17 protein-coding genes and 1 pseudogene are annotated in these 19,599 nt (G+C 71.8%); 4 read left to right on the top strand and 14 right to left on the bottom strand.

Going from position 1 to position 19,599, the window contains the following annotated elements; all coding sequences use genetic code 11:
* Window positions 1-33 precede the first annotated feature (33 nt).
* Window positions 34-1,119 (bottom strand): prephenate dehydrogenase, encoded by a 1,086-nt coding sequence (locus ACIBTS_RS00090; RefSeq protein ID WP_399315620.1) that lies wholly within the window; start codon window positions 1,117-1,119, stop codon window positions 34-36.
* Window positions 1,116-1,478 carry a chorismate mutase gene (gene aroH / locus ACIBTS_RS00085; protein WP_079663241.1) on the bottom strand — a complete coding sequence of 121 codons (363 nt, stop codon included), beginning with the start codon at window positions 1,476-1,478 and terminating at the stop codon, window positions 1,116-1,118. Before aroH ends, ACIBTS_RS00090 begins: the two co-directional genes overlap by 4 nt.
* A 103-nt stretch (window positions 1,479-1,581) precedes the next feature.
* On the opposite strand from aroH, the pseudogene ACIBTS_RS00080 reads away from it, so the two are divergent.
* Together ACIBTS_RS00080 and ACIBTS_RS00075 are read left to right on the top strand one after the other, a co-directional pair.
* Window positions 1,582-1,677 (top strand): annotated as a pseudogene (locus ACIBTS_RS00080) (DUF6529 family protein); the annotation flags it as partial.
* A gap of 43 nt (window positions 1,678-1,720) precedes the next feature.
* Window positions 1,721-2,137, top strand: coding sequence for a Rieske (2Fe-2S) protein (locus ACIBTS_RS00075; protein ID WP_399315619.1), 417 nt, complete (start codon window positions 1,721-1,723; stop codon window positions 2,135-2,137).
* On the opposite strand, the gene ACIBTS_RS00070 is transcribed toward ACIBTS_RS00075, so the two are convergent.
* From ACIBTS_RS00070 to ACIBTS_RS00020, 11 genes are all read right to left on the bottom strand, one after another.
* On the bottom strand, window positions 2,138-3,157 hold the full coding sequence (locus tag ACIBTS_RS00070; RefSeq protein WP_399315618.1) for an ADP-ribosylglycohydrolase family protein: 1,020 nt from the start codon (window positions 3,155-3,157) through the stop codon (window positions 2,138-2,140).
* Window positions 3,154-3,873 carry an NUDIX hydrolase gene (locus ACIBTS_RS00065; protein ID WP_399315925.1) on the bottom strand — a complete coding sequence of 240 codons (720 nt, stop codon included), beginning with the start codon at window positions 3,871-3,873 and terminating at the stop codon, window positions 3,154-3,156. Before ACIBTS_RS00065 ends, ACIBTS_RS00070 begins: the two co-directional genes overlap by 4 nt.
* A gap of 106 nt (window positions 3,874-3,979) precedes the next feature.
* The gene (locus tag ACIBTS_RS00060; protein ID WP_319672012.1) at window positions 3,980-5,122 is read right to left on the bottom strand and encodes a pseudouridine synthase; all 1,143 of its coding nucleotides are present in this window, start codon (window positions 5,120-5,122) and stop codon (window positions 3,980-3,982) included.
* On the bottom strand, window positions 5,122-5,691 hold the full coding sequence (gene scpB / locus ACIBTS_RS00055; RefSeq protein ID WP_231976495.1) for an SMC-Scp complex subunit ScpB: 570 nt from the start codon (window positions 5,689-5,691) through the stop codon (window positions 5,122-5,124). The genes ACIBTS_RS00060 and scpB overlap by 1 nt, the downstream gene beginning before the upstream one ends.
* Window positions 5,692-5,744: 53 nt before the next feature.
* A complete protein-coding gene (locus ACIBTS_RS00050; RefSeq protein ID WP_399315617.1) occupies window positions 5,745-6,815 on the bottom strand; it encodes a segregation and condensation protein A in 1,071 nt (356 codons plus the stop codon).
* Window positions 6,816-6,833: 18 nt separating this feature from the next.
* Complete coding sequence (locus tag ACIBTS_RS00045; RefSeq protein WP_319672010.1) at window positions 6,834-7,424, bottom strand: hypothetical protein; 591 nt, start codon at window positions 7,422-7,424, stop codon at window positions 6,834-6,836.
* Window positions 7,409-8,545: a ParA family protein gene (locus tag ACIBTS_RS00040; protein WP_399315616.1), complete on the bottom strand. Its 1,137-nt coding sequence runs from the start codon at window positions 8,543-8,545 to the stop codon at window positions 7,409-7,411. Before ACIBTS_RS00040 ends, ACIBTS_RS00045 begins: the two co-directional genes overlap by 16 nt.
* A gap of 413 nt (window positions 8,546-8,958) precedes the next feature.
* Window positions 8,959-10,074 carry an alanine dehydrogenase gene (gene ald, locus ACIBTS_RS00035; protein WP_319672030.1) on the bottom strand — a complete coding sequence of 372 codons (1,116 nt, stop codon included), beginning with the start codon at window positions 10,072-10,074 and terminating at the stop codon, window positions 8,959-8,961.
* Between the two features lie 145 nt (window positions 10,075-10,219).
* Window positions 10,220-12,319: a tetratricopeptide repeat protein gene (locus ACIBTS_RS00030; RefSeq protein ID WP_399315615.1), complete on the bottom strand. Its 2,100-nt coding sequence runs from the start codon at window positions 12,317-12,319 to the stop codon at window positions 10,220-10,222.
* A 185-nt stretch (window positions 12,320-12,504) separates the two neighbouring features.
* The gene (locus ACIBTS_RS00025; RefSeq protein ID WP_399315614.1) at window positions 12,505-13,131 is read right to left on the bottom strand and encodes an NUDIX domain-containing protein; all 627 of its coding nucleotides are present in this window, start codon (window positions 13,129-13,131) and stop codon (window positions 12,505-12,507) included.
* A 92-nt stretch (window positions 13,132-13,223) separates the two neighbouring features.
* Complete coding sequence (locus ACIBTS_RS00020) at window positions 13,224-14,906, bottom strand: CTP synthase (RefSeq protein ID WP_399315924.1); 1,683 nt, start codon at window positions 14,904-14,906, stop codon at window positions 13,224-13,226.
* 470 nt (window positions 14,907-15,376) lie between these two features.
* On the opposite strand from ACIBTS_RS00020, the gene ACIBTS_RS00015 reads away from it, so the two are divergent.
* Together ACIBTS_RS00015 and ACIBTS_RS00010 are read left to right on the top strand one after the other, a co-directional pair.
* On the top strand, window positions 15,377-17,179 hold the full coding sequence (locus ACIBTS_RS00015; protein WP_319672028.1) for a glycoside hydrolase family 15 protein: 1,803 nt from the start codon (window positions 15,377-15,379) through the stop codon (window positions 17,177-17,179).
* A gap of 66 nt (window positions 17,180-17,245) precedes the next feature.
* Window positions 17,246-18,628, top strand: a complete 1,383-nt coding sequence (locus ACIBTS_RS00010) for an FAD-binding protein (protein WP_399315613.1) — start codon at window positions 17,246-17,248, stop codon at window positions 18,626-18,628.
* Here the strand turns inward: ACIBTS_RS00010 and ACIBTS_RS00005 are convergent.
* Window positions 18,615-19,334: an LLM class flavin-dependent oxidoreductase gene (locus tag ACIBTS_RS00005; protein ID WP_399315612.1), complete on the bottom strand. Its 720-nt coding sequence runs from the start codon at window positions 19,332-19,334 to the stop codon at window positions 18,615-18,617. The genes ACIBTS_RS00010 and ACIBTS_RS00005 overlap by 14 nt on opposite strands.
* Window positions 19,335-19,599 lie beyond the last annotated feature (265 nt).

Raw genomic sequence — 19,599 nt, 5'->3', positions numbered from 1 at the left:
ACTTCTCGACGCCGGTCCGGCACCACCGGGCGCCTACTGCCGGATCGCCCAGCCCCTCTCCCGCAACGCCGCCGTGAGAACCGGCGCCGACCTCGGCTCGACCATCAGCTGCACCAGGCCCGCCTGCTGCCCGGTCGCGTGCTCGATACGTACGTCCTCGATGTTGACGCCCGCCTGCCCCGCGTCCGCGAAGATACGGGCCAGCTGACCCGGCTGGTCGTCGATCAGCACCGCGACCACCTCGTACACCCGCGGAGCGGCCCCGTGCTTGCCGGGGACCCGGACCTGGCCCGCGTTGCCGCGGCGCAGGACGTCCTCGATGCCGCCGGCGCCCTCGCGGCGCTCGGCGTCGTCGGAGGACTGCAGGGCGCGCAGGGCCTGCACCGTCTCCTCCAGGTCGGCGGCGACGTCGGTGAGCAGGTCGGCGACCGGCCCGGGGTTCGCGGACAGGATGTCGATCCACATCCCGGGGTCGGAGGCGGCGATCCGGGTGACGTCCCTGATGCCCTGCCCGCACAGCCGTACGGCGGCCTCCTCGGCGTGCTCCAGGCGCGCGGCGACCATGCTGGAGACCAGATGGGGCATGTGGGAGACGAGGGCCACCGCGCGGTCGTGGGCGTCCGCGTCCATGACCACCGGCACGGCCCGGCAGTGCGAGACGAGCTCCAGGGCGAGGTTCAGCACCTCGGTGTCGGTGTCCCGGGTCGGGGTCAGCACCCAGGGCCGGCCCTCGAAGAGGTCGCCGGTCGCGGCCAGCGGTCCGGACTTCTCCCGCCCCGACATGGGGTGCGTGCCGATGTACGCCGACAGGTCGAGGCCGAGCGCCTCCAGCTCACGGCGCGGCCCGCCCTTGACGCTGGCCACGTCCAGGTAGCCGCGGGCCACCCCGCGGCGCATCGCGTCGGCGAGGACCCCGGCGACATGGGCGGGCGGGGCGGCGACGATCGCGAGGTCGACCGGGCCCTCGGGCTGCTCGTCGGTGCCGGCGCCGAGCGCGGCGGCCGTGCGGGCCTGCTCGGGGTCGTGGTCGGCGAGGTGGACGACGACGCCCCGCTGGGCGAGAGCCAGCGCGGCGGACGTGCCGATCAGCCCCGTACCGAGGACGAGCGCGGTCCTCACTGGGCGATGTCCTTGCGCAGGGCGCCCGCGGCGCCGAGGTAGACGTGGTGGATGTCGGCGCGCGGCCGGTCGGACTCGATGTGCGCGAGGATGCGGACGACCCGTGGCATGGCGCCCTCGATGTCGAGTTCCTGGGCGCAGATCAGCGGCACGTCGACGATGCCGAGCCCCCGGGCCGCGGCTGCCGGGAAGTCGCTGTGCAGGTCGGGCGTGGCCGTGAACCAGATGCTGATCAGGTCGTCGGCGCTGAGCGAGTTCCGCTCCAGGACGGCGGTCAGCAGGGCCGCGACCTGCTCGTCCATGTGCCCGGCCTCGTCGCGCTGAAGTTGGACGGCTCCCCGGACCGCTCGTACCGCCACGGCGCTGCTCCTCGCTGAAGTGCTGATCTACGGCTCTTGGCACGTCCAGCCTAGTCAGCCCACGCGGGACCGGTGTGCGTCGCCCGACCGCTGAGACACTCGCCATGAAACGCGCGTCATATGGCGCTCCGTCCCGGGTTGCTTCACCTTCGGCGCCTTCGGTGCCAGGATGCTGCTGCTCCGTTCGGAGCGACTCCCGCCGGCCTCGGCCCTCTGCTCTTCCGCACCTTCGGAGTGACGACATGACTCTCCCCGCGACACGGCGCACGGTCCTCCTGGCGACGGGAGGCGCGACAGCGGCAGCAGCGCTCACGGCGGGCTGCGGCGGCAGCGGCTCGTCGTCCTCGCCCGGAAGGCCGTCGGCCACCGCCGGTCAGGAACTGGCGAAGACCACCGACATCCCCGTGGGCGGCGGCAAGATCTTCGCGGACGAGAAGGTCGTCGTCACCCAGCCGACGAAGGACGACTTCAAGGCCTTCTCCGCGATCTGCACCCACATGGGCTGCACGGTGACCACGGTCGCGGACGGCACCATCGACTGCCCGTGCCACGGCAGCAAATATCACATCGCCGACGGTTCGGTGGCCGGCGGTCCGGCGCCGAAGCCGCTGCCCACGGAGCAGATCACGGTCACGGGCGGGACGATCAAGCTGGCGTGATCACTGGTCCCAGAGCGCCCCGAGCGTCATCAGCTCCCCGTGGTACTCGATCCGGTCCGCCCACGCCGTCGGCCAGGCGTCGGCCCCGGCATAGGCGCCCGCGAACGCGCCCGCGAGACAGGCGATGGAGTCGGAGTCCCCGGACGAGCAGGCGGCCCGGCGCAGCGCGGTCACCGGTTCGTCGGGGAAGAGCAGGAAGCACAGCAGGCCGGCGGCCATCGCCTCCTCGGCGATCCACCCCTCCCCCGCGACCAGGCACGGATCGGTCTCTGGCGACGGATCGCGCAGCGCCTGCTCGAGGCGCTCCAGCACACCCAGGCAGTCGTCCCAGCCGCGCTCGATGAAGTGCTCCGGGCTCGGGTCCTGACTGCGGGTCCACAGGTCGCCGAGCCAGCGGTGGTGGTAGTGGGCGCGGTTGTCGAGGGCGTAGGTGCGCAGCAGTCCGAGCAGGGCGTCCGGGCCGACGCCGTGTGCGAGCAGCCGCACGGCGTGTGCGGTGAGGTCGGAGGCGGCGAGCGCGGTGGGGTGCCCGTGGGTGAGGGCGGACTGGAGCTGGGCGGCCCCGGCCCGCTGTTCGTCGCTGAGCCCGGGGGCGAGCCCGAGGGGGGCGACGCGCATGTTGGCGCCGCAGCCCTTGGAGCCGATCTGGCTGGCGTCCTGCCAGGGCAGCCCGCTCTGCAGGAGACCGCACGCCTGAAGGCAGGTGCGTCCGGGCGCGCGGTTGTTGTCGGGCGAGCGGTACCAGTCGACGAACTCCTTCCGCAGCGGCTGCGCCAGGCCCTCGGGGGTGAGCAGCCCGCGGTCCATGGCCGCACGCAGTCCGCGCCCCACCGCCAGCGTCATCTGGGTGTCGTCGGACACCAAGGCACGCGTGGGCAGTTCCATCTCCCGCCACGGCCCGCACTTGGCGAGGATCGACGGGACGTCGTTGAACTCGGTCGGAAACCCGAGCGCGTCCCCCAGGGCGAGCCCCAGCAGGGACCCTGTGGCACGCTTCCTGACGGTGGTGGAGGTGGTCATGCGGAACGTCCTTCCGGGGGCGGTCGCAGCAGGGGCGGATGGAGCGCGGTGGCGGTGCCCGCGCGGTAGAGGGCGGCGGGCTTGCCGCGTCCGCCGGTCAGACGTGCGGCGCCGGGCACGGCTTCGACGAAGCCCGGGGTGGCGAGCACCTTGCGCCGGAAGTTGGGCCGGTCGAGCCCGGTCCCCCACACCGTCTCGTAGACCTGCTGCAGCTCGCCGAGGGTGAACTCGGGCGGGCAGAAGGCGGTCGCGAGGCAGGTGTACTCGAACTTGGCGCCGACCCGGTCGTGGGCGTCGGCCAGGATCCGGTCGTGGTCGAAGGCGAGCGGTTCGACGGCGTCGTAGGGCAGCCAGCGCGCCTCGGCCGCGTCGCCGCCGCCGGTCGGCTCGGGGGCGTCGGGCAGCAGGGCCGCGAAGGCGACGGAGACGACCCGCATCCGAGGGTCTCGGTCGGGTTCGCTGTAGGTGCGCAGCTGCTCCAGGTGGAGCCCGGAGACGTCCTTCAGGCCGGTCTCCTCGGCGAGCTCGCGCCGGGCGGCCGTCTCCGCGGACTCGTCGGGCAGCACGAATCCCCCGGGCAGCGCCCACCGGCCGGCGTACGGCTCCTGTCCGCGCTCGACGAGCAGGACGTGCAGAAGGCCCGCGCGCAGGGTCAGGACGGCGAGGTCGACGGTGACGGCGAAGGGCTCGTGGGCGTGCTTGTCGTAGCCCGGCATGACGAACACCCCCTTTTAATAGTCACCACGACTATAAAAAGGGGGTGCGGTCACGCACAAGCCCTTGAAGCTTCAGGAGTCCCTAAAGGCCGTCTCAGAGGTCGGCTTAGAGGTCGACTTCCTTCATGAGCATGCCGACCTCGGTGTTGGACAGCCGGCGCAGCCAGCCCGACTTCTGGTCGCCCAGGGTGATCGGGCCGAAGGCGACGCGCACCAGCTTGTCGACCGGGAAGCCGGCCTCCGCCAGCATCCGGCGCACGATGTGCTTGCGGCCCTCGTGCAGGGTCACCTCGACCAGGTAGTTCTTGCCGGTCTGCTCGACGACCCGGAAGTGGTCCGCCTTGGCGTACCCGTCGTCCAGCTGGATGCCGTCCTTGAGCTTCTTGCCCAGGTCGCGCGGGATCGGGCCCACGATGTGCGCGAGGTAGACCTTCTTCACGCCGTACTTGGGGTGGGTCAGCCGGTGCGCCAGCTCGCCGTGGTTGGTGAGCAGGATGACGCCCTCGGTCTCGGTGTCCAGCCGGCCCACGTGGAACAGCCGCGTCTCGCGGTTGGTCACGTAGTCGCCGAGGCACTGACGGCCCTCGTTGTCCTCCATCGTGGAGACGACGCCGGCCGGCTTGTTCAGCGAGAAGAACTGGTACGACTGCGTCGCGACCGTCAGGCCGTCGACCTTGACCTCGTCGTTCTCCGGGTCGACCCGCTTGCCCTGCTCGAGCACGATCTCGCCGTTGACCTCGACGCGCGCCTGCTCGATCAGCTCTTCGCAGGCCCGCCGGGAGCCGTAGCCCGCGCGCGCGAGGATCTTCTGCAGCCGCTCGCCCTCCTGCTCGGCGCCCGGGAAGGTCTTGGGCAGCTTGACGTCCTTCTTGTTCGCGTACCGCTCGCGGTTGCGCTCCTCGGCCCGCGCCTCGTACTCGCGCGAAGTCGCCGGGACCGAACGGCCGCGCCCGGTGCCCTGGCCCTGCTTGGGCCCACCCTTCGCGCCGCCGCGCGCGGAGGCGCCGCGCCCGGACTTCGGCCCCTCGTGGGTGCCGCCCGGGCCGACGTCGTAGCGCCGCTCCTCGGGGCGGGGCTTCTTCGGCCGGCCGCCCTGCTGGTCGTCGCGGCCGTTGCCGGCGCCGCGGTAATTACCGCGGCCACCGCTGTTTCCGCCACGGCCACCGCCGCTCCCGCCGCGGCCGCCGCTGTTGCCACCACGGCTCCCGCCGTTGTTTCCGCTGCTGTTCCTGCCGCTGCTGCTTCGCATCAAAGTTCCGTCTTGTCGTCTGCGTCCTCGGAATCCGGAGCGTCCGGATCGAACGACGGCACGCCTTCCTGGGTCTCGGCCTCGATCGCCTCCGCCTCCGGGAGGAAGGGCGCGAGCTCCGGGAGCTCGTCCAGACCGCGCAGGCCCATCCGCTCCAGGAAGTAGTTCGTCGTCACGTACAGGATCGCACCTGTTTCGGGTTCCGCGCCCGCCTCCTCGACGAGACCGCGCTGGAGCAGCGTGCGCATGACGCCGTCGCAGTTGACTCCGCGCACCGCGGAGACCCTGCTGCGGCTGACCGGCTGGCGGTACGCGACGACCGCCAGGGTCTCCAGCGCGGCCTGCGTGAGCCGGGCCTGCTGCCCGTCCAGGACGAAGCCCTCGACGGCCGCGGCGTACTCGGGCCGGGTGTAGAACCGCCAGCCGCCCGCGATGAGCCTGAGCTCGAAGCCACGCCCCTGCACGGTGTACTCGTCGGCCAGCTCACGCAGCGCGTCGGCGATCTGCCGCCGGGGCCGCTGGAGGATCTTCGCGAGGTGCTCCTCGGTCGCGGGCTCGTCGACGACCATCAGGACGGCCTCCAGGGCCGGCTTGAGGTCCAGTGCGGCGACGGTCTCCTCGCTCACGGCTTCGTCTCCTTCTCAGGCTCCTCGGGCGGCCGGTCGAACTCGTCGGTGACCCTCGGCTGCACGTCGTCGTCCCCGCCGGTCCAGCGCACCAGCAGCTCCCCGAGCGCGGTCTCCTGGTCCAGGGCGACGGCCTTCTCCCGGTACAGCTCCAGCAGCGCCAGGAAGCGGGCCACGACGGTGAGGGTGTCGTCGGTGTCCTGGACGAGCACCCGGAAGCTGGCCTCGCCGAGCTCCCGCAGCCGGGCGACGACGATCTGGGCCTGCTCCTGCACGCTCACCAGCGGCGCGTGGATGTGGTCGACGTACACCTGCGGCTTGGCCCTGGGCTGCATCGCCTTGACCGCGAGCTTGGCGAACCCCTCCGCGCCGATGCTGATGACCACCTCGGGCAGCAGTTCGGCGTGGTGCGGTTCGAGGCCGACGGTACGGGGGTAGCGGCGGGCCTCGTGCTCCAGCCGGTGCGTGAAGATGTCGGCGACCTGCTTGTAGGCCCGGTACTGCAGCAGGCGGGCGAACAGCAGGTCCCTGGCCTCCAGCAGAGCCAGGTCGGCCTCGTCCTCGACCTCCGCGGCGGGCAGCAGCCGGGCCGCCTTCAGATCCAGCAGGGTGGCGGCCACGACCAGGAACTCGGTCGTCTGGTCGAGGTCCCAGTCCGGCCCCATGGCCCGGATGTGCGCCATGAACTCGTCGGTGACCTTGGACAGCGCGACCTCGGTGACGTCCAGCTTGTGCTTGGAGATCAGCTGGAGGAGCAGGTCGAAGGGCCCCTCGAAGTTGGCGAGCCGGACCTTGAAGACACCGTCGGGGGCTTCCCGGGGCTCGGAAGCTTCCCGGGGCTCGGAAGCTTCCCGGGGCTCGGAAGCTTCCCGGGGCTCGGAAGGGGGTGGCGGAGCAACCGTTTCCGCAGCATCGGCTACCAGCTCCTCCACCGGAACTGGCACCGGAGTCGGGGCCGGAACCGGGGCCGGGGCCGGATCAGGCGCCGTCCCCGGTCCCCGCCCCAGCGCACGCCGACGGCCGGCTGCTGCGCCGGGGCCGGGGGCTGGGACGTCGTTCGAGGTCATGGCCCCCGCAGGCTACCGCTAGCGCCCGCGCAGTCGTCGTACGAGGATGCTCGCGTCCCCGCGGCTCTCCAGGTCGGCGAGGACCACGGCGACCGCCTCGCGGACGATGCGCCCCCGGTCCACGGCCAGCCCGTGCTCACCGCGGAGCACCAGCCGGGCGTGCTCCAGGTCCATGAGCTCCTCGGCGGAGACATAGACGGTGATCTTCTCGTCGTGCCGCTCCCGGCCGCTGGGCCGCCGGGCGGCCGCCCGGCCCCCGCGCTTGCGCGGCTGCCCCTCGCCGGAGGCGTCCGCGGCAGAACCTTCCTGCGCACCCTGACGGCGCTCCGAGCGCTCCCCGGCGGCGCCCCGGGTACGGGACTCCCCGGCGTCGCTCTGGCCCGCCTCGGCCGCCGCGTGCTCGGCGCCCTCGCCGTCACCGCCCTGCGCGGGCACGGCCTGCGGCGCGTCCTGCGCACCGCCGGCCGCCACCCCGTCGCTCTCGCCGGCCGGCGCGGGCACCCGCGCCTCACCGTTGGCGGAGCGCCGGGGCGCGGACGGCTGGAGCGCCGTTCCCCCTGTCGTACGGAAGAGTTCGTCGGCCCCCGGCAGACTCACTCGGCGTGACACCGGGCGAGCACCTCCCTGGCGAGCTGACGGTAGGCGGCGGCGCCGACGGAGTTGGAGGCGTACGTGGTGATCGGCTCACCGGCGACCGTGGTCTCCGGGAAGCGGACCGTGCGCCCGATGACCGTGTGGTAGACGTGGTCGTCGAACGCCTCGACGACCCGCGCGAGCACCTCACGGCTGTGCACGGTGCGCGAGTCGTACATCGTGGCGAGGATCCCGTCGAGCTCCAGCTCCGGGTTGAGCCGCTCCTGGACCTTCTCGATGGTCTCGGTGAGCAGCGCCACACCCCGGAGGGCGAAGAACTCGCACTCCAGCGGCACGATCACCTTGTGCGCCGCCGTGAGGGCGTTGACGGTGAGCAGGCCGAGCGAGGGCTGACAGTCGATGACGATGTAGTCGTAGTCGTCCATCAGCGGCTTGAGCGCACGCTGGAGCGTGGACTCGCGCGCGACCTCGGAGACCAGCTGGACCTCGGCGGCCGACAGGTCGATGTTGCTGGGCAGCAGGTCCATGTTGGGGACCGCCGTCTTCAGGAGCACCTCGTCCGCCGCCATGCCCCGCTCCATGAGCAGGTTGTAGACGGTGAGGTCGAGCTCCATCGGATTGACACCGAGGCCCACCGACAGCGCGCCCTGCGGGTCGAAGTCCACGAGCAGCACACGACGGCCGTACTCCGCGAGCGCGGCACCCAGGTTGATGGTCGACGTCGTCTTGCCCACGCCGCCCTTCTGGTTGCACATCGCGATGATCGTCGCGGGGCCGTGATGGGTCAGCGGGCCCGGGATCGGGAAGTACGGCAGCGGGCGTCCGGTCGGACCGACGCGCTCACGGCGCTGTCGGGCCGCGTCGGGCGCGAGCGTGGCCGCGTACTCCGGGTCCGGCTCGTACTCGGCATCGGGATCGTAGAAGTGCCCGTCGGGCAGTTCGTCGTAGTCGGCGAAGTGGTTGTGGGGCGCGCCACTTCCGTCGCCGGCCATGGCGTTCACGTGATGGCCATCCATGCTCTGGGGTGCTGTCTGAGCCAATAGGGGGCTGGTCTGGCTCTGATGGGCTGCGAAGGTTCGGACAGCGACGGAGCCGACAGCCTCGAGCCCCGCGGAACCCGGGCCCCGCGTAAGCATTCCTGGATGACCACCCCCGGGAGAAAATGTCGACTCATTCACAAGTCGTCTTACCTCCTTGGTGACCAGGAAACTTCTAGACAAGGTCAGCGTGGCACCATGCCGACGGTTGGCGACTCTATGGCGTGTCGGGCGTCCGCAGCAACACAATCCGCCGGACCCGGCCCGATGTGTCGGCAATGAAACATCCCGCTGTCAAGGGCGTACGGCCGTCGCACGGCAGGTTTCACCGGTGTGCGAATCGGTCGAAGGGTTACGTTCGAGGCGAGTTGACCGAGAGCCGCAAAGTGACCATACACACATCGGGCCGGACCTTGTCGGGCAAGGTCCGGCCGGGTGCGCGAGGTTGACGGACTCTGTTGACGTATCGCTTTTTTCCAGCGCCGACTTGGCCGTTCGACGGGGTGGGCGGCTCAGCCGAGCAGGGTCTCCAGCTCCACGTGCTCCAGTCCGTGCGCCTCTGCGACCTCGCGGTAAACGACCTTGCCGTCATGGGTGTTGAGGCCCTTGGCCAGCGCGGGATCGCGGCGCAGCGCCTCCACCCAGCCCCGGTCGGCGAGTTCGACGATGTAGGGCAGCGTGGCGTTGGTGAGGGCGTAGGTGGAGGTGTTGGGGACCGCGCCGGGCATGTTGGCGACGCAGTAGAAGACCGAGTTGTGGACCGGGAAGGTCGGCTCGGCGTGAGTGGTCGGACGGGAGTCCTCGAAGCAACCGCCCTGATCGATCGCGATGTCGACAAGGACACTTCCCGGCTTCATCCGGGACACGAGCTCGTTGGTGACCAGCTTCGGGGCCTTGGCGCCCGGGATGAGGACGGCGCCGATGACGAGGTCGGCGTCCAGGACCGCCTTCTCGAGCTCGAAGGCGTTGGACATGATCGCCCGGACCTTGGTGCCGAAGACCTTGTCGGCCTCGCGCAGCTTGTTGATGTCACGGTCGAGCAGCGTGACATGGAAGCCCATGCCGACGGCGATCTGCGTGGCGTTCCAGCCGGAGACGCCGCCGCCGATGACGACGGCCCGCGCCGGCTGGGTGCCGGGGACGCCGCCGGGGAGCACACCGCGGCCGCCGACCGAGCGCATCAGGTGGTAGGCGCCGACCTGCGGGGCGAGCCGGCCCGCAACCTCGGACATCGGCGCGAGCAGCGGCAGGGCGCGGCTGGGGAGCTCGACGGTCTCGTAGGCGATCGCCGTGGTGCCGGACTGGATGAGCGCGTCGGTGCACTCCTTGGAGGCGGCCAGGTGCAGGTACGTGAAGAGCGTCTGGTCCTTGCGGAGGCGGTGGTACTCCTCGGCGATGGGCTCCTTGACCTTGAGCAGCAGGTCGGCGTCGGCCCAGACCTCGTCGGCGGTGTCCAGGATCCGAGCGCCCTCGGCGACGTACTCCTCGTCCGGGATCGACGAGCCGAGGCCGGCTCCCCGCTCGATGACGACCTGGTGGCCGTGGCGCACGAGCTCGTGCACACCGGCGGGGGTGATGGCCACCCGGAACTCGTTGTTCTTGACCTCGCGGGGGATGCCGACCTTCACGTCGATCACGGTCCTTGGCTCAGAGGGTGTGGGGGTACAGCGAAGACATACCCGGAGGTATAGGGCACACCGGGATGCACCGCAGGAGAACGTGCGGCAGAGCCAGTCTAATGAAGGTGTTCCCGCTGTCTAGCCTTTCATTGCATCAATCTCCAGCGGGTGTACTACGGATTTCGCAGGTGTTAGCGCCGTGTTCCAGCCGTTCCGGCTGTCCTGGCCGCTCCGGCCGCTCCGACTCCGGCTCCGGCTCGCGGTCCGGGAGCTCCTCTCCCAGGATGCGCTCGGCCGCGCCCCGGTGCAGGCGGGCCGCCACCGGGTCGCCGAGACGCTCCAGGGTGTCGGCCAGCCTCAGCTGCACGGCGGCCTGCAGCCGCGTGTCCTCGGCCCGCCGGGCCCACTCCACGGCCTCCTGACAGGTCCGCAGCGACTCCTCGGGGCGGCCGGCGTACTCCTGGACCCTCGCCAGCTCGCTCAGAACCCGGGCGTGCGCGCCCACGTCGCCGTTCTTGCGGTGCCCGGCCGCCGCGGCCCTCCAGGCCCGCTGCGCCTCGCCGTAGCGGCCCGCGTAGGTGTGCGCGGTGGCGATACGGCCGTAGAGGCGGGCGGCGTCCGCGCGCTCGTCGCGCGCCAGGCGCTGGGCAAGGGCCCGGCCGAACCAGTCGGCGGACCGGTCGTAGTCCCCGAGCTCCAGATGTGCGCCGCCCACGGATTCCATCGCGCGCCCGATCGCGTACGGGTCGTTCGCCTCGCGTCCGGCGTCCAGCGCGGCCCGGTAGCGCACCAGCGCCTCCGCGGTGCGGCCGGTCCTGGCGTCCACGTCGGCCAGGTTCAGCAGGGCGGCCGCCCGCTCCCGGGGCAGGCCGCGCCGCTCGGCGACGTCCAGGACGAGCTGGTGGATGCCGTACAGGTCGGGTGCTGAGCCCTGGGTGCCGAAGTGCGCGACCATCGCCCTGACCAGCTGGGACATCAGGCGGCGGGCAAGAGTGTCCAGCTCCCCGTCGGCGACCGCCAGACGGGCCGAGGCGAGCAGGGCCGGGCGGCGGGCCCGCAGCCAGTCGGCGGCCGCGCGCGGGGTGGGGAAGCGCAGGGCGCGGGGCATGCCCTGGAGCTTCTCGCGGGCCTGGGGGTTGTCGGTCTCGGTGACGGCCCGGCAGGACTGCAGCAGCCGCACCGTCCGCTCCAGCATGCGGGCGCGGGCCAGCTGGAGCTCGGCCGGGCGGTCATGGGTCTCGGCGGCGGCACGCAGCAGGGGGTACAGACAGCCGGGGATCTCGTACTGGGGCAGCGGGGAGTCCACGGCCCGCAGCAGGCCGAGCGCGGTGAGGTCGTCGAGGGCGGTGTGGGCGGCGCCCACCGAGCAGCCGGCGAGCGCGGAGGCGGTGTGCGGGTCGGCCAGGCCGGCCGGGGCGAGGCAGAGCAGGCGCAGTATCCGGGCGGCGGGGGCGGGCAGCGCGGCGTGCACGAGCCGGAAGACCCGGCTGAGCGGGGTGCCCTCGTCGCCCTCGGCGTTGAGCTGCTTGGCGAGGTCGGCGACAGCGGCCTGGGGGCGGGCGGCGAGCCAGCCGCCCGCCAGGATCAGCGCGGCGGGCTGGCCCTGGCAGGCCTCCACGAGGTGCTCGGCGGAGCGCGGGTCGACGGTGATGCGTACCGAGCCGGTGTATCCGGTCAGCAGATCGAGGGCGGACTTGGTGTCCAGGCCGCCCAGGGTGCAGGGGCGGACGTCCGCGATGCCGGTGAGCGGTCCGGCGGAGACGGCGACCAGCAGGCACTGAGGAGTGTCCGGAAGCAGTGCGTCGACCTGTTCGGCGCCGGTCGCGTCGTCGAGCAGGAGCAGCGCGCGGCGCTCGGCGAGGGCCTCGCGCAGCAGGGCCGCGAGGTCGTCCTCGTCGGCGCCGGGCGGGGCCGGCACGTCCAGCGCGGCGAGCAGTTCACGGGCGGCGCGCTCGACGGGCACGGGCGTGCCGTCGGGCTCGGCGAGGCGGGCGCGCAGCACGCCGTCCCGGTAGCGGCCGGCGACCTGCCGGACGAGCTCCTCGGCGAGCGCCGTACGCCCGGAGCCGGGCCGGCCGGCGATGAGCAGGACCCGCGCGCGCGGAGCCTTCTTCCCGGAGATGGTGTCCAGCCCGGCGCGTTCGATGTCGGCGCGCAGTTCCTTCAACTCCCGGGTGCGGCCCAGGAAATGGCCCTCTGGCGCAGCGTGTCCCGACAGCTGCACGCCGCCTGCGTCCACTGCCTGATCCGTCACGGGCCACACTCCCGTCCCACCGCACACGCAAGCCCGCCGGGACTCCGGATCGGGCGATTCCAGAGCCTAGTTCACGCTCTGCGACGTTTCGGGAGGAGCACGGCGGGCACGGCGGGGGCGTCCCCCGATCGGATCAGCCGATCGTCACACTGTCGACGATGGGGCGGGTTCCGGTCTCGGTGCGTTCAGGCCTCGAACGGACGCGCCGGCCAGGGCGCCTCCGCCGGGCGCAGCGCGTCGACGCCGTCGCCGGCGCGGGCGGCCGCCAGCGACAGCACGCCCACCACGAGGCAGTTGTTGTGCACGTCGCCCGCGAGAACCGCCCTGACCAGCTCGCCGACCGGCACCCGCGCGTGCTCCATGTCGGCCTCCTCGTCCTCCACCGCGAAACGGTCCCCGTCCGCCTCGGACAGGCCCCGGGCGAGAAAGATCCGCACGGACTCGTCACAGCCGCCGGGAGTCGTGTACACGTCGGTGAGCACCCGCCAGTCCTCGGCCTTGACGTGCGCCTCCTCGTACAGCTCGCGCTGGGCCGCGTGCAGCGGGTTCTCGCCGGGCACGTCGAGCAGACCCGCCGGGATCTCCCACAGCTTCTGCCGCACGGGGTGGCGGTACTGCTTGATGAGCAGCACCCGGTCCTCGTCGTCGAGGGCGAGGACGGCCACCGACCCGGGGTGGACCTGGTAGTCCCGGCGGACCACCGAGCCGTCGGGCATGACCACCTCGTCGGTGCGGACGGAGGTCTTGTTGCCCACGAAGGGGGTCTGGGTGGCCCGGATCTCCCACGCCTCGGGGGTGTCCTTGATCGTCATGCCGTGCGTCCTTCCACGTGCCACCTGCGCAAACGAAAACCGGGGCGCCAACCCTTGAAGGTTTGCACCCCGGCCACCGTACAACCGGTGTGTTACTTCGAAGCCTTCCCCGCCTCGACCGTCCGCTGGACCGCCGCCTTCACCAGGCCGGCGAACAGCGGGTGCGGACGCGTGGGCCGCGAGCGCAGCTCGGGGTGCGCCTGCGTGGCGACCAGGTAGGGGTGGACGTCGCGCGGGTACTCGACGTACTCGACGAGCTTGCCGTCCGGCGAGGTGCCGGAGAACAGGATGCCCGCCTTCTTCTCGAGCTCGGCGCGGTAGGCGTTGTTCACCTCGTAACGGTGCCGGTGCCGCTCCTCGACGTACTCCTTGCCGTCGTACACCTCACGCACGATGGAGCCCTCGGCCAGCTTGGCCGGATACATGCCCAGGCGCATCGTTCCGCCCATGTCGCCCTCGCCGGCGACGATGTCGAGCTGTTCGGCCATGGTGGAGATGACCGGGTGGCCGGTGGCCGGGTCGAACTCGGTGGAGTTGGCGTCGGGGATGTCGGCCAGGTTGCGCGCGGCCTCGATCACGATGCACTGCAGTCCCAGGCAGAGGCCGAGCAGCGGGATCTTGTTCTCGCGGGCGTACCTGATCGCGCCGACCTTGCCGAGCACACCGCGGTCGCCGAAGCCGCCCGGGATGCAGATCCCGTCGACGTCCTGGAGCTGCGCCTTGGCGCCCGCCGGGGTCTTGCAGTCGTCCGACGTGACCCACTTGATCTTCACGCGGGCCTTGTTGGCGAAGCCGCCGGCGCGCAGCGCCTCGGTGACCGAGAGGTAGGCGTCGGGCAGGTCGATGTACTTGCCGACCAGCGCGAGGGTGATCTCGTGGTCCGGGTTGTGGACGCGGTCGAGCAGGTCGTCCCAGGTCGTCCAGTCCACATCGCGGAACGGCAGGTCCAGCTTGCGGACGACATAGGCGTCCAGGCCCTCGCTGTGCACGGTCTTGGGGATGTCGTAGATCGAGCGGGCGTCGGGGCAGGCGACCACGGCGGCCTCGTCGACGTCGCACATCAGCGAGATCTTGCGCTTGATCGCGGTCGGCACCTCGCGGTCGCAGCGCAGCACGATCGCGTCCGGCTGGATACCGATGTTCCGCAGGGCCGCGACCGAGTGCTGGGTCGGCTTCGTCTTCAGCTCACCGGACGGGCCGATGTAGGGAAGGAGAGAGATATGGACCACGAACACGTTGTCCCGGCCGACCTCGTGCCTGACCTGGCGGACGGTCTCCAGGAACGGCAGCGACTCGATGTCGCCGACCGTGCCGCCGACCTCGGTGATGACGACGTCCACCTCGTCCGTCGCCATGCGGCGGATGCGGTGCTTGATCTCGTTGGTGATGTGCGGGATGACCTGCACGGTGTCGCCCAGGTACTCGCCGCGCCGCTCCTTGGCGATCACCGTGTTGTAGACCTGGCCGGTCGTGACGTTGGCCGAGCCGTCGAGATCGCGGTCGAGGAAGCGCTCGTAGTGGCCGATGTCCAGGTCGGTCTCGGCGCCGTCGTTCGTGACGAACACCTCACCGTGCTGGAAGGGGTTCATCGTGCCCGGGTCGACGTTCAGATACGGGTCGAGCTTCTGCATCACGACGCGCAGACCCCGGGCCTTGAGCAGCATGCCGAGGCTGGAGGCCGTCAGGCCCTTGCCGAGAGAGGAGGCGACACCCCCGGTGACGAAGATGTGCTTGGTCGTCGTGGCTGTGCTGTTTCGAAAAGCAGCGGGCTGCATGGCCAAGAGGGGGCTCCCGTGGTCGCGATTTGGGGGTGCGGTTCGGGGGCTTCGAGACCACCGGTCCACGGGCTACCAGGGTATCAGCGCCTCGGAGACCCGGCTTCCGGCCACGCTCCGCGCACGCACCGACACGCGCGGACGTTTCCGCACCGGTTCCTCACCCGTTGCTCACCCGTTCGGCCCACCCGCGTTGTCCGGAGCGGCACGCAGATCATCTACGTGCGTCGTATCCTGCTCGGACACTCGCTGACGAGCCGGGCCGGACAAGACGGCACACCCCCGCCCGTATCCCCCGGAACAACGAGAGCTCGTCAGTTCGTTGAGCAGTAATTGGCGTTTTGCCTGTACGGGTGAGCGACTGCTTTGCTTCACCGCTCAACGACGCATTACAACGACCCCTTGACCGCAATAAGCGACAGCCCCCCGTGTTCGTGGGGGGTGACGTGGCCGTTCGACTGGAGTTGCACGTGGCCGGGCGCATCGAAGACTACGCACTCATCGGAGACATGCAGACCGCTGCCCTGGTCTGCCGTGACGGGACAGTGGACTGGCTGTGCCTGCCCCGCTTCGACTCGCACGCGATCTTCGCCGGTCTGCTCGGCACGGAGGAACACGGATTCTGGCGGCTCGGCCCCGCGCACGCCTCCGACGCGCAGCCGCCGCGCGCCGCCCGGCGCACCTACCGGGGCGACTCGCTGATCCTGGAGTCCGAGTGGGACACCCCGCGCGGCACGGTCCGGGTGACCGACTTCATGCCCCCACGTGACGGCGCGCCCCAGCTGATCCGCATCGTCGAGGGCGTCTCGGGCCGCGTCCCCATGCGCTCGACCCTGCGGATGCGGTTCTCCTACGGCCGGATCGTCCCGTGGGTGCACAAGCACGAGGGCCGTACGGTGGCCGTCGCGGGCCCGGACTCGGTGTGGTTCGACACCGACTGCGAGACGTACGGCAAGTCGCTCACGACGTACGCCGACTTCACGGTCGCCCCCGGCGACCGGGTCGCGTTCACCATCTCGTGGGAGCCCTCGCACAAGCAGCCGCCCGCGCTTCCGGAGCCGGAGCAGTCGCTGCAGGCCACGGAGGACTTCTGGCGCGAGTGGGTCGAGCACTGCACGTACCACGGCCCCTACCGCGAGGCCGTGATCCGCTCGCTGATCACGCTGAAGGCCCTGACGTACGCGCCGACCGGCGGCATCGTCGCCGCGCCGACCACCTCGCTGCCCGAGGACATCGGCGGCGTCCGCAACTGGGACTATCGCTACACCTGGCTGCGCGACGCGGCGATCACCCTGTCCTCGCTGCTGCGCACCGGCTACCGCGAGGAGGCCCGCGCCTGGCGCGAGTGGCTGCTGCGCGCGGTCGCCGGCGACCCCGAGAACCTGCAGATCATGTACGGCATCGCGGGCGAGCGCGAGCTGGGCGAGGCCGAACTCGACTGGCTGCCCGGCTACGAGAGCTCCGGCCCGGTCCGGGTCGGCAACGGCGCCGCGCACCAGCTCCAGCTGGACGTGTACGGCGAGGTCACCGAGGCCCTGCACCTGGGCCACATGACGGGCCTGGCCCGCAACGACTACGCCTCCCTGCTCCAGCTCAAGCTGATCCGTTACCTGGAGCAGCACTGGGACGAGCCGGACGAGGGCATCTGGGAGGTGCGCGGCCCGCGCCGCCACTTCGTGCACTCCAAGGTCATGGCCTGGGTCGCCGTCGACCGCACGATCAAGCTGATCGAGTCCGGCGACGCGGACGGCCCGCTGGAGAAGTGGCGCGAGCTGCGCGACGACATCCACCGGGACGTGTGCGAGAAGGGCTACGACAAGGAACGCAACACGTTCACGCAGTCCTACGGCTCGAGGGAGCTGGACGCGTCGCTGCTGCTCATCCCGCAGATGGGCTTCCTGCCGCCGGACGACAAGCGGGTGATCGGCACCATCGAGGCGATCCAGCGCGAGCTGTCCACCCCGGACGGCTTCATCCTGCGCTACCCGACCTCGGGCGGCGACGAGGGCGTCGACGGCCTGCCCGGCGACGAGGGGGCCTTCCTCGCCTGCTCGTTCTGGATGGCGGACGACCTGGCGATGATCGGCCGGGTGGACGAGGCCCGCAAGCTGTTCGAGAAGCTGCTGTCCCTGCGCAACGACCTCGGGCTGCTCGCCGAGGAGTGGGACCCGCGCCTCAAGCGCCAGGTCGGCAACTTCCCGCAGGCCTTCAGCCACGTCCCCCTGATCGACACGGCCCTGCGGCTGACGGCCTCGGGCGCCTACGGCGGCTGAACAGGACCGACGACCCGCGCCCGCCTACGCTGGGGGGACCAGCCCCTGCACGGAAGGGGGCGCCCCATGGCCTCCCCATCGAAGGCGGGCGCGGCCCTCGCCGCGCTGCGCGAGGATCTGGTCGGCGACGTGTTCGCCCCGGGGGATGCGGGCTACGACGAGACCCGCGCGGTGTTCAACGCGATGATCGACCGCCGTCCGGCCGTGATCGCCCAGTGCGTCGACGAGTCCGACGTGGTGCGGGCCGTGCGTTTCGCCCGTGACCTGGACCTGCACATCGCGGTGCGCGGCGGCGGGCACAGCGTCGCCGGCCAGGCGCTGGGCGACGGGGCCGTGGTGGTCGACCTGCGGCACATGCGCGCGGTCATGGTCGATCCCGCGGACGAGGCGGTACGGGTCGCGGGCGGCGCCCTGATGGCCGACCTGGACCGTGCCTGCCGGCCCCACGGCCTGGCCACGACCGGCGGCCGGGCCTCCACCACCGGCGTCGGCGGCTTCGTCCTGGGCGGCGGCACCGGCTGGCTGGACCGGTGCTGCGGGCTGGCCGCCGACAACCTCCTCGGCGTCGAACTCGTCACCGCCGACGCCCGCCGGGTGCACGCCAGTGCCGACGAGAACCCCGACCTGTTCTGGGCCCTGCACGGCGGCGGCGGAAACTTCGGCATCGCCACCTCCCTCACCCTGAAGCTGTACGAGCTGCCCGAGTTCTCCATCGCGTTGGTCCTGTACCGGCCCGAGCACGGCCGCGAGGTCGTCCGCACCTACCGCGACGTCATCGAGTCGGGCCCCGACGAGGCGGCCGGGGGCGTCCTGTTCTTCACCGGCCCGCCCGAGGAGTTCGTGCCGCCGCACCTGGTCGGCACGCTGGTGTGCGGTGCGCTGCTGACGTACGCGGGCGCCGAGGAGGACATGCGCAAGCTCGCCGAACCGCTGCTGGCGCTGCCGCACGAGTCGGAGATCGTCGGGGCGATGCCGTACGCCGATGTGCAGTGCATGCTCGACGATCCGCCGGGGATGCGGAACTACTGGTCGGCCGAGTATCTGACGGGCGTGCCCGACGGCCTTGTGGAGGTCTTCTGCGCCCGCGCGGACACCCTGCCCGTGGGGACGGGCACCCAGCACGTGCTGTGGCCGCAGGGCGGCGCGGTCGCGGCCGGCCCGGCCGAGTACCCGGTGCCCTTCCGCAGCGCCCCGTGGGCGGTCCACCCGTTCGGCATCTGGGAGGACCCTGCGGACGACGAGGCGTGCGTGCGCTGGGTGCGCGACGTGCGCGCCGACGTCCGCCCGTGGAGCACCGGGGACGTGTACCTGAACTTCATCGGCGACGAGGGCGCCGACCGGGTCGTGGCGGGCCTGGGCGCCGAGAACACCCCGCGCCTCGCGGACCTGAAGCGGCGCTACGACCCCGACAACGTGTTCCGCTTCAACCACAACATCAGGCCGGCCTGAGCGCCGTCAGCGTCCGCTCCCCCGCCGGATCACCGGCCGTCGCCGGGACCAGCGCGATCTCGTCGAGCCCCGCCTCGGCATAGGCGTCGATCCGAGCGCGTACGGCGGCCAGGTCGCCCACCAGGCCGACGGTGTCCGCGGCCGCCGGGGGCAGGGCGCGGACCAGGACGGCGCGGTCGGCGCCGGCCGCGGCGAGTTCGACGGCCGCGGCGAAACCGGCCTCGGCGAACACCTCGCGGTATCCGGGCGCGGTCAGGTATCCGGCGATGCTGCCCAGGACCTGGGTGAGCGAGGCGGGTTCCGGGTCGACGGCCGCGGGCAGCCAGGCGGCCAGCACCGGCGGCGTACGGCCCGCCTCGTGGGCCGCCGCGTCCAGCTTGCCGCGCAGCTCGCGCACCTGCTGCGGGGAGACGACGTCCAGCAGCATCCGGTCGGCGTGCGCGGCGGCCGCGGCGATCGCACGGTCCGCGAACGCGGCCACGGTGAGCCGCCCGCCCGGCGGCGGGAGCCGGCGCCGGAAGGCGCTGCCGGGCACCACCGGCTCACCGGGCAGGGCGTGCAGCAGCGCCCGCAGGGCTGCCGCGGTCTCGTCGAGGACGGCGGCGGGGCGCGTCCGGGGCCGCCCGTGCACGCCCTCCACCACCCGCTTGCTGGACGTGCCCAGCGCAACGCCGACGGCCCGTCCGCCGGTGAGAGCCTGTGTCATATCCCCGGTCGGATCAGCGTGCGGCGTCATGGGGGTCCCCCGCTCGAGCGAAGCCGAGAGTGGGGGAGGAGTCACGTGGGCGTTTCGGCAACGCGGCTGGGGGTCCCCCCTCTGGGGGAGTGCGTGCCAGGCGTCGCACGCCCGGCCGGGGATATGACACAGGCTCTGACCTTGTTCTTTATCTACCAGGATCTGCCAGGGCGGCCGATGGCCTTGAGGGTCTCGGGGCGTTTGACGGTCTTGCCGACGTCGTAGCGGGGTGCCC

The organism is Streptomyces sp. NPDC050121, assembly GCF_044460385.1.
Lineage (GTDB): Bacteria > Actinomycetota > Actinomycetes > Streptomycetales > Streptomycetaceae > Streptomyces > Streptomyces soliscabiei.
The sequence above is the reverse complement of the archived record's forward strand: the minus strand, read 5'-3'. Positions and strand labels throughout refer to the sequence as shown.

What these genes read in the sequence shown, in the direction of transcription:
- ACIBTS_RS00075 (WP_399315619.1), top strand. Translation starts at nt 1,721, where the DNA reads ATGACTCTCCCCGCGACACGGCGCACGGTCCTCCTGGCGACGGGAGGC.
- ACIBTS_RS00070 (WP_399315618.1), bottom strand. Translation starts at nt 3,157, where the DNA reads ATGACCACCTCCACCACCGTCAGGAAGCGTGCCACAGGGTCCCTGCTG.
- ACIBTS_RS00065 (WP_399315925.1), bottom strand. Translation starts at nt 3,873, where the DNA reads ATGCCGGGCTACGACAAGCACGCCCACGAGCCCTTCGCCGTCACCGTC.
- ACIBTS_RS00060 (WP_319672012.1), bottom strand. Translation starts at nt 5,122, where the DNA reads ATGCGAAGCAGCAGCGGCAGGAACAGCAGCGGAAACAACGGCGGGAGC.
- scpB (WP_231976495.1), bottom strand. Translation starts at nt 5,691, where the DNA reads ATGGTCGTCGACGAGCCCGCGACCGAGGAGCACCTCGCGAAGATCCTC.
- ACIBTS_RS00050 (WP_399315617.1), bottom strand. Translation starts at nt 6,815, where the DNA reads ATGACCTCGAACGACGTCCCAGCCCCCGGCCCCGGCGCAGCAGCCGGC.
- ACIBTS_RS00040 (WP_399315616.1), bottom strand. Translation starts at nt 8,545, where the DNA reads ATGCTTACGCGGGGCCCGGGTTCCGCGGGGCTCGAGGCTGTCGGCTCC.
- ACIBTS_RS00025 (WP_399315614.1), bottom strand. Translation starts at nt 13,131, where the DNA reads ATGACGATCAAGGACACCCCCGAGGCGTGGGAGATCCGGGCCACCCAG.
- ACIBTS_RS00020 (WP_399315924.1), bottom strand. Translation starts at nt 14,906, where the DNA reads ATGCAGCCCGCTGCTTTTCGAAACAGCACAGCCACGACGACCAAGCAC.
- ACIBTS_RS00010 (WP_399315613.1), top strand. Translation starts at nt 17,246, where the DNA reads ATGGCCTCCCCATCGAAGGCGGGCGCGGCCCTCGCCGCGCTGCGCGAG.
- ACIBTS_RS00005 (WP_399315612.1), bottom strand. Translation starts at nt 19,334, where the DNA reads ATGACACAGGCTCTCACCGGCGGACGGGCCGTCGGCGTTGCGCTGGGC.